Consider the following 13372-nt stretch of genomic DNA (forward strand, 5'->3'; position numbering starts at 1 on the left):
CCGCAGTCCCATGTTTAATTCGTGGACTGCGTTTTTTATGGTTGAATTGGCGTGAGTAAACTATAAACCAAACCATCAACAACATTTGCCATTTTTGCAAGATTGAGCGTTTTTAAGGTATCCGTTTTGCTGTGATAATGTTTATTACGGAAAGAACCGGTATCTGTAATCATCATTGACGGTATGCCGAATTTCCAATAATTTAAGTGATCTGAAAACTCCATTCCTGACACAAATGCTGGCGCAATAAATCTTTGACATTCTAAACGATCCAGCGCTCGCATAGATTGACAGTATTGAGATCCTAATGCGTAAGATTGTAAATTACTCACAGCAGCAATAAAGTTACCGTGCTGAGGATAAACCCATTTCAAACCAGCTGGATATTCCTGTACCAAGTTTTCATCAAAATAACCAATCATTTCTAAAATATACACGCCTTTAATCTTATCTTTTTGTGACTGAACCGATTTCGCATGCACATAACTGCCCATTTGTTCAGTTTTAGAAAACGGTGGTTCTTCTAAACTATAGAACACAAAGTCCACATTGTTGGGCAATTTAGACTTTTGCTCTGCCAAAATACGCGCCGTTTCAATCACACCCGCAACGCCAGAGGCATTGTCATCTGCGCCATCCTGATCGCCAAAGACGTCATAATGCGCCCCAACAATCACGCGGTCTGCCCGTCCGACGTTTAAACTACACACTACATTTCGGTAGATTTGCTGATTGGCAGTAAAATTTTGATAGTGACATGGGACGCCCAATAAGCGCATTTGTTCTTTGATCCATGCAGAGACACGATTAAGTTCATCAAGGTTTTTATAGTTACGTGCTTTGCCCTGACCAATCACTTGCTCCAAATAAACTTGTAGGTTTTGTTCATCAGCCATTTTGACGTTGCTTGCAAATACCTGCCCTGTGAAAGTACCCAGTACAACAATCAACAAAAAAGCCTGTTTTTTTAAAGTTTTGAGCCACATTGTTATTATTCCAAGTGTTTCTTATTCCTCTCATCTGTTGAATTAAGCAACATTGGCTCAGTGAATTCAATTGCATTTTGTTTCGTCTCACTGCAAAGCCTTACTTTCACCGTTATAATGAATCATCTCGTTATACATGACCCATTATGAAAATCCGTATTCTGACCATTGGTCAAAAAATGCCTGCATGGGTACTGACTGGTTTTGAAGATTATTTCAAACGTATTCAACCTTTTGTGCAAACGCAGATTATTGAACTGCCAATGGCAAAGCGCGGTAAAAATGATTCAGAAGCAGATATCTTAAAGTATCGTCAAATTGAGGGAGATAGTATTTTAAATGCTGTGAAGCAAAATGAAGTTTTGATAGCACTTGAGGTCGGTGGCAAAGAATTCAGTACCGAAAAACTGGCTGAAACCATGAAAGCTTGGATGCTAGAAGGCAATGATGTGGTTTTGGCTATTGGTGGGCCAGATGGCCATTCCGAAGCAGTTCGTAAAGCTGCTGCATGGCATTGGTCTTTATCCAAACTGACCTTACCACACCCGATGGTTCGCGTTATGCTGATTGAACAACTCTACCGTGCGATGAGTATTAATCATAATCATCCTTATCATCGTGCAGGTTAAGCTCAAGTATTGTTCTTTTTTTGGAACAATACGTTGATATTTCCCCCATTATACAGATGATAAGAATCTGACAAAATTCTTTTCATCTTCTCCTATTAGGCTTTCACAATGAACTTACAAACGCTACCCGGCTTATTCATTTCTCATGGCTCACCCATGCTTGCGTTGAATCCAGAGCAAGTTGGGCCTGCGTTACATCGTTTGGGTCTAAACTTACCGACACCACAAGCAATTGTGATTATGTCCGCTCACTGGGAAAGTAACTCACTTGAAGTAAGTACTGGAGTCCGTCCAGAGACATGGCATGACTTTCGAGGCTTTCCTGCTGAGCTTTATGACATTCGCTACCCAGCACCCGGTCAGCCTGTTTTAGCCGAAGAAATTCTACATTTACTGGCAGAAGCGGGTTTTTCAGCTCATGCAAACAGTACCCGTCCGCGTGATCATGGCGTTTGGATGCCTTTACTCCATATGTATCCAGATGCAGACATTCCTGTGGTGGAAATTTCACTCCCGATGAATCTGTCGGCAGAGGAGATTTATAAAATTGGACAAACCCTTGCGCCACTACGCGAACAGCAGGTCTTGCTGATTGGCTCAGGGAGTATTACCCATAACTTAGCCGAGTTGTCTTGGCATGGTCAGTCACAAGCGGTACCTGAGTGGGCGTCGACGTTTCGTAATCATGTCGTCGCGAAACTTAGCCATCAGGACTTTGACGCCATTTTAGACTGGGAATCGATTCCTTTTGTCCGTCGTAACCACCCAACATTAGAACACTTTGCCCCAATATTTTTTGCAATGGGTACAGGTCATCGTTTCAATATTGTGCATAGTAGTTTTACCATGGGTGCACTGGGCATGGACATTTACCGTTTTGATTAATGTATAAATTTTACTTATATATTAACAAAAAAATATTTATGGATGCATTTTGAAACCCAAAAGAACTGAATGTATCCATTCTTTTAAAAACAACATCGGATATCATGTATCTTGTTATTTTAAATCAAGAACTTGTAACCCATGAAATTAAAATATTTAGCGATTGCCCTTTTCCCTCTCGCACTGGCTGCTTGCCAATCATCTGATATTCAAAAAGTAGGAGATTTGGCTGTGTCTGTACTACAACAACAAAATGCAGATCAAACACTCGCAAACTATCATTGGAGCGCGAACATCGCAGATGCGCCTAAACCTTTGGTTTTAAACTTTGACAAAAAAGCAGGTCGCTTAGGCATTGCAACCAGTTGTAACGGTATGGGGACTAGTTGGAAAGTTGAAAATAATCAAATTGTGACGGGTAACCTGATGGCGACTCAAATGGCATGTGAACCAAAAGCCATGGCTCAAGAAGGTGTCGCAGCAGATTTATTTGACAACCGTAAGGCACCGTTTGTTTTAAACCTAAATGATCCTGATGCACCAACACTAACCGTGGTATCGGCAAAAGGTGAAAAAATTGTATTCACAGGTAAGCAAACTGCTGAATCGAAATATCAAAGCCAAGGTGAAACTGTTTTCTTAGAAATTTCACCTGAAACTAAAACATGTTCTGCAGGTGTTGCCCGTATGAAATGCCTACAAGTTCGTGAAGTTAAATATGCTGAAAATGGCGTAAAAACACAGGTCGATAAAGACTGGACGTTATTCTATAACCATATCGATGGCTTCACTCATAACCCTAAAGAGCGTCAAATCGTGCGTGTTAAACGTTTTGAAATTGCCAACCCTGCGGCTGACCAATCAAAATATGCTTATGTTCAAGACATGATTATTGAACGTGAAGCAGTAAAAGGTTCATTGTAATCGTTCAATGACCTAGAAAAAAACCGAGGCCTCAAGCCTCGGTTTTTTATTGGGATTTTTCTAAGTGCATATAAACTTAGAATACACCTTGAGCTAGCATTGCATCTGCAACTTTTACAAAGCCAGCAATATTCGCACCATTTACATAGTTCACAGTACCGTCTGCTTGCGTACCATATTTCACACAGTTACGGTGAATTTCTTTCATAATCGCATGTAAGCGCTCATCGACTTCTTCAAAAGTCCAACCCAAACGCAAAGCATTTTGTGACATTTCTAGGCCAGAGGTCGCAACACCACCCGCGTTCGATGCTTTACCTGGTGCGTATAAAATTTTCGCTTCAACGAATTTTTCGACTGCATCTAAGGTAGAAGGCATATTTGCCCCTTCAGCCACGCAAATTACTCCATTTGCAAGGAGTACTTCAGCATCCGCCTGATCTAACTCATTTTGGGTTGCGCATGGCAGTGCAATATCGCATGGAATAGACCATGGACGCTGACCTTCTAAGTATTCAAAGCCATGCTTAGATGCAAACTCAGAAATACGACCACGCTTCACATTTTTCAGTTCCATTACTTCAGCAAGTAAAGCATCGGTAAAGCCTGCTTTCACATATACTGTACCCGCAGAGTCAGACAATGAAACGACTTTTGCACCTAGGTACATTGCTTTTTCAGCGGCGTATTGTGCTACGTTACCAGAGCCAGAAATCGTAACGGTTTTGCCTTGGAAGCAGTCGCCACGTGTTTTCAGCATTTCTTCAGCAAAATACACTGTACCGTAACCCGTTGCTTCAGGACGCGCCAAAGAACCACCAAAGGTTAAACCTTTACCCGTAAACACAGATGAAGTGTCATTGCTCAGTTTCTTCATCATGCCAGCCATATAACCCACTTCACGGCCACCCACACCAATATCACCTGCAGGGATATCCGTATTTGAACCTAGGTGACGGTATAGCTCAATCATTAGCGCTTGGCAGAAACGCATGATTTCGCCTTCAGACTTACCCTTAGGATCAAAGTCTGAACCACCTTTACCACCGCCCATTGGCAGTGTGGTTAACGCATTTTTAAAGGTTTGCTCAAAGCCTAAAAATTTTAGGATCGATAAATTCACCGATGGATGAAAACGCATACCACCTTTAAATGGACCAATTGCCGAATTATACTGAACACGGAAAGCACGATTGACATGAGTCTGACCTTGGTCATCCACCCAAGAAACGCGGAACTGAATGGCACGTTCTGGCTCAACCAAACGCTCAAGTAAACCATGTGCAGCATATTCTGGATGCTTTTCAATGAACGGCCACAGGCTGGTCATCACTTCTTCTACAGCTTGTAGAAATTCAGGTTGATGTGCATCACGTGATTTGACGTAATCTAGAAACTCATTAAGGCTGTTATATTTCAACGCTTAATCCTCAGCAGAAAGGTGGATTAAAATTGGTCAAATTTCCAATAAATGATAAATTTTGGCGCAAAATATTAAATATCTTTTGCAAACAATCTACAACAGTTATTTTAAATAAATTAAAAAAAAGATTTAATAACATATATTTATATCAATTATAACGCATTTTAAGTCCTTGATCTTGTTGAGACTCTCCTTAAAGTTACAATCCTTTTTTGCACGATTTAAATGCATGATTTGCGCTAAATTCGAGCGCAAGATTAAACAATCAAAACATGTTAAAATTAAAAATATTGGATTTATCTACTTTATTTCTCCTGTTTTCAAGTCGCATTGGTTATTTACATGAATTCGCAAATTGCTCTCATCCATCATATCGATGCTTTGCTTCCCCAAACCCAATGTGGTTTATGTGGACATCGAGATGGATGTTTACCTTATGCCAAAGCAATCAGTGAAGGTGAATTAGCCAATAAATGTGTACCAGGGGGGCAGCCTGTCGCTGATGCATTGGCACTGTTATTAAATCGCCCACTCTTAGTCGCAGAAGAAAGTGTGTGGCCAATTCAACTGGATGGTCGTCCACAGCGAATGAAGGCTATTATTCGTGAAGATGAATGTATAGGTTGCACCAAATGTATCAGTGCTTGCCCAGTAGATGCCATTATTGGCTCTGCAAAGTTGATGCATACCATCTTGACTGACTTGTGTACCGGCTGCGAACTTTGCATTCCGCCTTGCCCGGTAGACTGTATTGATTTGATTGAAGATAACCATACAGTTTTAACTGAAGAAATACGGATTGCAGAGCAGCATGATTTAAGAGATCGTTATTACGCTCATATTCAACGTGAGGAAAATCGTCGTTCAATTCGTAAAGGCCCAACTGTACGTGCAGATATTGATTCTGCTTTATTTACCGAATTTTTCGCACAAGATCATCAGGTCGAATCCGTTATTTCTACTTCTTCTGAAACAAAACCTGTTGCAATGCTCGATGCAAAATCCACCATTGAACTTGCAAAAATTCGTACCCAAATTAAAAAATTAGAAAAACAGCTCAGTGTTCGTGAAGATGCGAAAAAACGTCTGTTGTTAGATGACTTAACTCATCAGCTTAATCAGTTACAGGAAGCTTAAAGCATGCTAACCACAAGCGCAAAACCTGTAAAAAACATGACCAAAAAGCAAATTCAAATCTTTTTTGAGCGTTTGCGTGAGCAAAGACCGCACCCTAAAACTGAATTAAATTATTCCAATCCATTTGAACTTTTGGTTGCAGTTACACTGTCTGCACAAGCCACGGATGTCAGCGTCAATAAAGCCACCGACAAACTCTTTCCAGTGGCCAATACACCCGAAACTATTTTTGCATTAGGCGTTGATGGTTTAAAACAATATATCAAGACGATTGGTTTATATAATGCAAAAGCTGAAAACGTCATTAAAGCCTGCAAAATTTTAATCGAAAAGCACAACAGCATTGTGCCTGACAATCGTGCAGATTTAGAAGCCTTACCTGGTGTAGGACGCAAAACAGCAAATGTCGTACTGAATACCGCATTTGGTCAGGCCACTATGGCCGTCGATACGCATATTTTTCGTGTAGGCAATCGGACAGGTCTTGCCGTAGGAAAAAATGTATTAGAGGTAGAACAACGACTGGTGAAAGTGATCCCTAAAGAATTTATCCTCGACTCACATCATTGGTTAATTTTACACGGTCGTTATTGCTGTATCGCACGAAAACCCAAATGTAATGAATGCGTGGTCTCGGATGTATGTCAGTGGCCAGATCGTTTTGAATTTGGTGCTTCCAAATTTGTTACTACAAAAACCCTTGAAGATAAAAGTTAAATTTTGTCTTTCTCTTTCTGAGATTGCTGCAATTTAGGATGCAATTGTCTTTCGGGTTGACTATTTTTCTTTTCTGCGGCTTCTTGTTGCTGAACTTGACGTAAGTACTTAAAACTTTGAACAATTAATGCCAAAATAATAATAATAAACACAACGACCATTACAATTAAACCAATTTTCAGCAAAGTATTATCCTTTAAATCGTAGATAAATTAAAAGAGCCCTAATATGACGGAGGACTCTTTTAATGTCAAAACATTCATTGCCCTAGAGGGCCTAAGAATTATTTGCTTTGATCTAAAATTGCAAACAACTCTGTTTGAACTTCATCAATTGGACGAAGACCATTCAGCTTGTCATAGGTCGGTGCATTTTCACCAGAGGCTGCGCGTCCTTGATAAAAACCAACCAATTGTTCAGTTTCAGTATGATATGAACCTAAACGCTTACGAATAGTGACTTCCAAATCATCTGGACGTTGAACCAAGTCTTCACCCGTTTCATCATCTTTACCTTCTACTTTTGGTGGATTGTAAACAAGATGATAAATACGACCTGATGCAGGATGCTGACGGCGACCTGAAAGACGTTGTACGATTTCTTCATCAGGTACATCAATCTCAATCACATGATCAATGACAATGCCTTCACTTTCCAAAGCTTCTGCTTGTGGAATCGTACGTGGGAAACCATCAAAAATACAACCGTTTACACAATCAGGTTGAGCAATACGTTCTTTCACAAGACCGATGATGAGTTCATCAGATACAAGACCACCGTTATCCATCACGCTTTTAGCTTGGAGACCTAATTCAGTACCTTCACGAATTGCAGCACGGAGCATATCACCGGTTGAAATTTGTGGGACATTGTAGCGCTTACAGATCAACTGAGCCTGTGTACCTTTACCTGCCCCAGGTGGTCCGAGTAATATAATGCGCATAAAAAAACATCCTCATTTTAACAATGTACATGATACTTTGTTCATGCCGAATTGATCTATTCGCCATGCACGCCAGCATCTAATTATAAAAAAGCCACAAACAAATGTATTGTACCCGCTATAAATCCAGTTACGCCACCCAAGACGATTAAAATCCATTCATCTTCCTGAAAAGCAGGACGCAATAAATTTTGAAACTCTCTTGGCGTCAACTCTAAAATACGCTCTTTAAACATTTGATAAATTTTTTGTGCACGGCTCGCATTAAATGCGGGATCGCATACAGGCACCATCGTAATTTCAATCGAACGATCAATCAAGTCAGTCTTCAGTTTTGCGTATTCTTTAGGCCCCAACGAGAGCTGTAAAGAGGTTCTCACCAAAGGAGTTTCCATAATTTGATTAATATGACGTTTTACAATACGACGTGTTTTATTCTTTTTCCCGCCATACATCATTTCGGTCATAATCGATTTTAAGGTAATTAAATCTTCTGTGACTACTCGAGCAAATACATCAGACACCTCATCTTGGCGCTTCATAAATGCACCTTGAATATTGTATGTTCCGATACGAGGAATAACAGGTTTAATCCACGGAAATTTACGATCTTGAGTACGTTCAAAAAACTGTGGATAACGCACATAATGAGGTTCAAGTGGATTGAACACCATCCAGATTGCAATCCAGTTTGTTAGAAAACCCCAAATGGCAGCCCAAAATGGAACTGTCCAATGCCATGGCACGACAAACCAAACAATCATTTGGAAGATACCAAAAAACATACCAATTAATGCACTAATATGCCAAATGAAATTAATTTCTTTTTGTCCCACTTTCAGGAACATATTCACCATTAAACGGCGGTCGCCTTCCATTTGACTCACCACCATTTCACGCATATCTACCAGTGACTCGACGTTCATGGTCAGTTCAGTCACCAACTCTCTTAAGATGCCAGGAAGCTGCTTGTGCGCTTGTGCATAAATACGACGTTTAATCGAATAAGGTAGATTTTCCCAAAGTACTGCATTACGTTCAAGCATCATTTCATCAATGAGATGTTCAAGTTCGAAACCGACTTGCTCACCGATAATGCCTGCCATATCTTCAGGATCCATTGCATCTAAAAATTCACGCAATGAACCCAACTTAGATAAAGTATTATCAGTAATGATGCCAGAAATACGACCTGCTTTACGTGGCACAATACCCTGCCAGCCTACAGGTAAAGGGCCTAAATGGAATCCCCAAAAATTAAGTGGATAAAATACCATCTTAAGCGCCATCCAGACATGCGCCCAAGTAACAAAAGCAGTGACTGGAATAATGCTAAGTACTGCCCAGAAATCAGGGCGATTCAAGAAGGTTTGCCACAATTCGTTGACGTACTCAAACATGCATGAAATCCATATTAAATGTGTAATAACAAAGTATTAAATTATAAAAAACTATTCTTACTATAAACCGATACTGAGAGTATATGAGAATTGTAGTCTTGGTTCAGTTTCAGCAACGACATAACCTGATTTTTCAGTTAACTCTTCGCCTGCTCCAATTCCTACACTAAAAGTGCTTATTCTTTCTGAATTTAGTAAAACATAGGATAAATCCACACCACCGCCTAAACGTACTTTATCTTCATTATCCACTTTTTTGGTTTCTACATGTCCAGCATAAACACCAATGTAGTACCCGTTTTTATCTTTCCCCGTCAGATGATAAGGATAACGAAAACCCACCTGAACACCTGGTGTGTAATCATCATCCATAAATACCCCACCCTTGGTATAGGCTATGCCATAAGGGTTAATCCATTCCAGATTTAAATGAAGCATTTTTTGGGTAAATCCCACCCCTACATTCCATTCTGAAGCACTTTCCGCAGTCAGCTTAGCCTCTGGTAAATATGGATTTGAAACATCTTGTGCATGTGCTGTAGTTGTTAGCATAAAAAAAGCCAACAAAGAATAAATTTTTTTCATCATTTTCCCTAATTTTATTTTAATACAATCCTTTATTTTCAATTTTGACTTTAGCAGAATTATTAGAATTCTTATATACTGCAGGCTACAATTTTAGTGTCTGTATGGTCAACATCAGCGTACGCTATGCTCATTTGTTTACTTGAACAAATATTCAAAGCAACGGATATCCATTAGAATAGTTTATCCATTTTCCTTCTCCTGTATCTAAGTCGATCGCGTATGAAACAGCACTTTCCTTTAAAAAATGCTCAACAAGAGAAGCGCATTTATCGTAATCGGATTTTTATTTCAGTTGGGATTGTAGTTTTCTTTCTTATTTTGCTGATTGTGCGATATGCCTATTTACAACTCATGCATTATGATGAGTTTTCAACTGCGTCTGATCAAAACCGAATTCGTCTGCAACCATTAGCCCCTGCACGAGGCTATATTTACGACCGTAATGGTATTTTACTGGCCGATAATTATCCTGTTTTTTCAGCAACAATGAGCCGTGCAGATGTAGATGATATTGATGACACGCTTGAACGCCTCACCCCACTTCTCAGTTTGACCCAAGAAGATATTGACCGTTTTAAAAGTCGTATTAAAACAGCAAAGAAAACCGAACGGGTTTCAATCAAACTAAATTTGACAGAAACTGATATTGCCCAATTTAGTGAGGTTAAGCATCGTTTTCCTGGGGTTAATATTGATACTCAGATGACTCGATATTATCCACATGGAGAATTATTTGCCCATGTGATTGGCTATGTCGGACGAATTAATGACAAAGAATTAAAATCAATTGATAAAGATTTATATGCTGGCACCAACTTAATTGGAAAAATTGGTGTTGAAAACTCTTACGAACATTTACTGCATGGCATCCCTGGCAATGAATCAGTTGAAGCAGATGCACATGGGAATGTACTCCGTCATTTAGGACGTAAAGACCCTGTCCGTGGTAATGACTTATATTTATCTATTGATTATGGTTTACAAGTGGTCGCAACTGAACAACTTGCAGGCCGACGTGGCGCAATTGTCGCACTGAACCCTAAAACTGGTGAAATTTTAGCTTTGGTGTCAAGCCCAAGTTTTAACCCCAATCTTTTTGTAACTGGGATTAGCCATACGGACTACAGTGCCTTGCGTGATAATCTCGATCAACCACTTTATAACCGCGCAGTTCAAGGTGCCTATCCTCCAGGTTCAACCATTAAGCCAATGTTTGGTTTAGGGGGAATTCACTATGGCTATGTCGATTGGAATACCGCGATTTCTGATCCTGGATATTTTACCTTACCTGGTGATAGCCACCGCTTCCGTGACCATAAAAAATCAGGGCATGGCGTGGTCAATATGCATAAAGCGCAAAATGTATCTTGTGATACATATTTTTATGTATTGTCGTACCGTATGGGTATCGAAAAAATGAACACGTGGATGCGTCAATTCGGTTTTGGAGAAAAAACAGGCGTTGATTTACCGAGTGAAAATACGGGTTTATATCCAAATCCTGAATGGAAAATGCGCACGCGCAATAGCAAATGGCTTAAAGGTGAAACCATTTCAGTGAGTATTGGTCAAGGTGCTTTTACCGCTACGCCTTTACAACTTGCCATGGCCACTGCAATTACTGCAAATCAAGGTGCACACATTACACCGCACGTATTACGCGAGACACACGGTTCAAAAGTTTTTACCATGCTGAATGGTTCCGACGGGAAAATTCAATTTAATGGTCAACCTGAAGACTGGATCAAAATGCGTGATGCGATGGTTGATGTCATCCAAACAGGTACAGGTCGTGGCATTCGCACGAATATGTATCAAATTGCAGGTAAAACAGGCACAGCGCAAGTTAAAAGTATTGCGCAAGGTAAGCGTTATAACGAATCTATCTTAACCGAACGTCAACTTGACCACGGACTCTTTGTAGGTTTTGCACCTGCTGAAAATCCAGATATTGCTATCGCAGTCGTCTGGGAAAATGGTCGTCACGGTGGCTCCGCTGCAAAACTGGCACGCCCTATTTTGGACTATTGGATGTTAACACGTAAGAAAAATCCGATTAGGCCAGCAGCACATCAAGTCAGTGGCGGTTTAATGACAGCAGGCATAAAACCGGGTGAATTACCGAGCACAACTCTTCCCAATATCGATGCTTCTACAACACAGACTACAACTCAAGCTGCTTCACAAGCCACTCCCACACCGACCCTCCCAGAATCGGCAGAAAGTGAGTAATCTATGAAAAATCAACTTCGTATTATTGGTGGTGAATGGAAACGCCGACAACTTGCCTTCGCAACTGTTGACGGTTTACGCCCTACACCCGATCGTGTGCGTGAAACTTTATTTAACTGGTTAATGTGGGATATTCAAAATTCCAAGGTTCTAGACCTCTGTACAGGTTCAGGGGCTTTAAGTTTTGAAGCCCTTTCTCGCGGTGCAGCACAAGTGGTTATGATTGAGCCCAATCGCACTCAAGCTGATTTTTTAACCAATAATTTACAGTTATTAAAAGTGACCAGTCAGCATGCAAAATTAAAAATTGCGACTGCACAACAGACTTTACCTACACTTAAAGAATACTTTGATGTGGTTTTTTTAGACCCACCTTATAGTCTAAATTTATGGGAAGAATTGGCTGTCTTGGTTGACCCTTGTATTGTATCTAAAGGCTTTATTTATATTGAAGCAGACCGAGATTTAAACCAAATTAAATTGCCTACTTCGTGGCAACAGATAAAAACAACCAAAGCAGGCACAGTGCGGGCAGGACTTTATCAAAAGAATGCGACTTAACTACACCACTTAACCATTAAAAAAAGGATACTATTTAAGAATCCTTTTTTTATTCATTTGTGTTTTATCCTTAAACAAAGGCTGTTCAATATTAATCATAACGATGAGAAGAGTTTGAGCGATTATCCCAGTGCGGACGATGCTGTTTGTTCCAGTCACGATCACCATGTTTTCGATCATGATGACCATTGCGATCTGAATGACGCGGATGATCATCATAAGGTGCAACAATACAGCCTGTTAATGACACCGCAAAGATCGCCAATAAAAACATTTTTTTCATGAGAGTCCTTCCTTTTAAACCAATCTAAGCTTAAGCAGTATTGAATAACTTCATGTAGAGCAAAAGGAGGATATGTTTCCCTGTAGTAGATTTATCTCCATTGTTTATTCATGCTCGCATGAATCGACAACTCAAAAAATTTATTAAAGTGAAATTGAAATTTAACCTAATTTTTATCTATTTAATCAAAAAACGATTCAAAAAACAGCGATTCAATTTTTATATGCTTTTTTAATAGAAAATTTTTTATACAATAACGCACCTTTTTTGACGTCCGCTTAAACATGAAAGTCTTTATATTGCTTGTCAGTATTATGTTTCTGAGTGCCTGTAGCTTAACCCATTTCAATGAAATCAAGCATGCAGAAAAAATGCTTTCACATTTTCAGTGCAATAAAATTGAAAGTGCACAAATGACTCATACTTCAATTACTGCTTACTATGAACAATCCTTAGCGCTAAGTCGTCAAAAAGCCGAATCTTATGTACAAAGCTATAAAGATGGAAATGAGCTATTCGATCTCCCTTTAACTGAAGTGATTGAACAACAATATATAGTCTATCAGGCTGCATGTGAAAATTTGGGCGGGATTGAACCTACACTTGAAGAATAAAGTTTAGTTTTAAAGTGCTATGAATTTTGATAAAAAACTACATCGTGACA

General features: G+C 39.7%; 15 protein-coding genes. 8 read left to right on the forward strand and 7 right to left on the reverse strand.

The annotated features are described in order from the left end of the window. Positions 1-35: 35 nt before the first annotated feature. Positions 36-986, reverse strand: a complete 951-nt coding sequence (locus H0S58_RS09290) for a M28 family peptidase (protein ID WP_195726359.1) — start codon at positions 984-986, stop codon at positions 36-38. Between the two features lie 146 nt (positions 987-1132). On the opposite strand from H0S58_RS09290, the gene rlmH reads away from it, so the two are divergent. The 3 genes from rlmH (at position 1133) to H0S58_RS09305 (ending at position 3424) form a co-directional block, all read left to right on the forward strand. Continuing rightward, on the forward strand, positions 1133-1615 hold the full coding sequence (gene rlmH, locus H0S58_RS09295; RefSeq protein WP_195726360.1) for a 23S rRNA (pseudouridine(1915)-N(3))-methyltransferase RlmH: 483 nt from the start codon (positions 1133-1135) through the stop codon (positions 1613-1615). 108 nt (positions 1616-1723) lie between these two features. Further along, positions 1724-2500, forward strand: coding sequence for a dioxygenase (locus H0S58_RS09300; protein ID WP_005399833.1), 777 nt, complete (start codon positions 1724-1726; stop codon positions 2498-2500). A 141-nt stretch (positions 2501-2641) separates the two neighbouring features. Further along, on the forward strand, positions 2642-3424 hold the full coding sequence (locus H0S58_RS09305) for a DUF4377 domain-containing protein (RefSeq protein ID WP_195726361.1): 783 nt from the start codon (positions 2642-2644) through the stop codon (positions 3422-3424). 76 nt (positions 3425-3500) lie between these two features. On the opposite strand, the gene gdhA is transcribed toward H0S58_RS09305, so the two are convergent. Next, complete coding sequence (gene gdhA, locus H0S58_RS09310) at positions 3501-4844, reverse strand: NADP-specific glutamate dehydrogenase (RefSeq protein WP_195726362.1); 1344 nt, start codon at positions 4842-4844, stop codon at positions 3501-3503. 345 nt (positions 4845-5189) lie between these two features. Between gdhA and H0S58_RS09315 the strand changes: the two genes are divergently transcribed. Both H0S58_RS09315 and nth read left to right on the forward strand, forming a co-directional pair. After that, a complete protein-coding gene (locus tag H0S58_RS09315; RefSeq protein WP_053580316.1) occupies positions 5190-5984 on the forward strand; it encodes an RnfABCDGE type electron transport complex subunit B in 795 nt (264 codons plus the stop codon). A gap of 3 nt (positions 5985-5987) precedes the next feature. Beyond that, complete coding sequence (gene nth / locus H0S58_RS09320) at positions 5988-6701, forward strand: endonuclease III (protein ID WP_195726363.1); 714 nt, start codon at positions 5988-5990, stop codon at positions 6699-6701. Here nth and H0S58_RS09325 read toward each other — a convergent pair. From H0S58_RS09325 to H0S58_RS09340, 4 genes are all read right to left on the reverse strand, one after another. Continuing rightward, complete coding sequence (locus H0S58_RS09325; RefSeq protein ID WP_195726364.1) at positions 6698-6886, reverse strand: hypothetical protein; 189 nt, start codon at positions 6884-6886, stop codon at positions 6698-6700. The genes nth and H0S58_RS09325 overlap by 4 nt on opposite strands. Before the next feature lie 98 nt (positions 6887-6984). Continuing rightward, positions 6985-7644, reverse strand: a complete 660-nt coding sequence (gene adk / locus H0S58_RS09330; protein ID WP_053579871.1) for an adenylate kinase — start codon at positions 7642-7644, stop codon at positions 6985-6987. Positions 7645-7727: 83 nt separating this feature from the next. Continuing rightward, entirely contained in the window at positions 7728-9044 is a 1317-nt protein-coding gene (locus H0S58_RS09335) for a hypothetical protein (RefSeq protein WP_053579870.1), read from the reverse strand. A 60-nt stretch (positions 9045-9104) separates the two neighbouring features. Beyond that, entirely contained in the window at positions 9105-9629 is a 525-nt protein-coding gene (locus tag H0S58_RS09340; RefSeq protein ID WP_195726365.1) for a hypothetical protein, read from the reverse strand. A 222-nt stretch (positions 9630-9851) separates the two neighbouring features. Here H0S58_RS09340 and mrdA point away from each other — a divergent pair, with 222 nt between their 5' ends. After that, positions 9852-11864, forward strand: a complete 2013-nt coding sequence (gene mrdA / locus H0S58_RS09345) for a penicillin-binding protein 2 (protein ID WP_195726366.1) — start codon at positions 9852-9854, stop codon at positions 11862-11864. Between the two features lie 3 nt (positions 11865-11867). Next, the gene (gene rsmD, locus H0S58_RS09350; RefSeq protein ID WP_195726367.1) at positions 11868-12425 is read left to right on the forward strand and encodes a 16S rRNA (guanine(966)-N(2))-methyltransferase RsmD; all 558 of its coding nucleotides are present in this window, start codon (positions 11868-11870) and stop codon (positions 12423-12425) included. A 91-nt stretch (positions 12426-12516) separates the two neighbouring features. On the opposite strand, the gene H0S58_RS09355 is transcribed toward rsmD, so the two are convergent. Then, the gene (locus H0S58_RS09355; protein WP_195726368.1) at positions 12517-12708 is read right to left on the reverse strand and encodes a membrane lipoprotein lipid attachment site-containing protein; all 192 of its coding nucleotides are present in this window, start codon (positions 12706-12708) and stop codon (positions 12517-12519) included. 284 nt (positions 12709-12992) lie between these two features. Between H0S58_RS09355 and H0S58_RS09360 the strand changes: the two genes are divergently transcribed. Further along, complete coding sequence (locus H0S58_RS09360; protein ID WP_195726369.1) at positions 12993-13322, forward strand: hypothetical protein; 330 nt, start codon at positions 12993-12995, stop codon at positions 13320-13322. Positions 13323-13372 lie beyond the last annotated feature (50 nt).

This window comes from Acinetobacter sp. TTH0-4 (genome assembly GCF_015602665.1).
In the GTDB taxonomy this organism is placed as follows: domain Bacteria; phylum Pseudomonadota; class Gammaproteobacteria; order Pseudomonadales; family Moraxellaceae; genus Acinetobacter; species Acinetobacter albensis.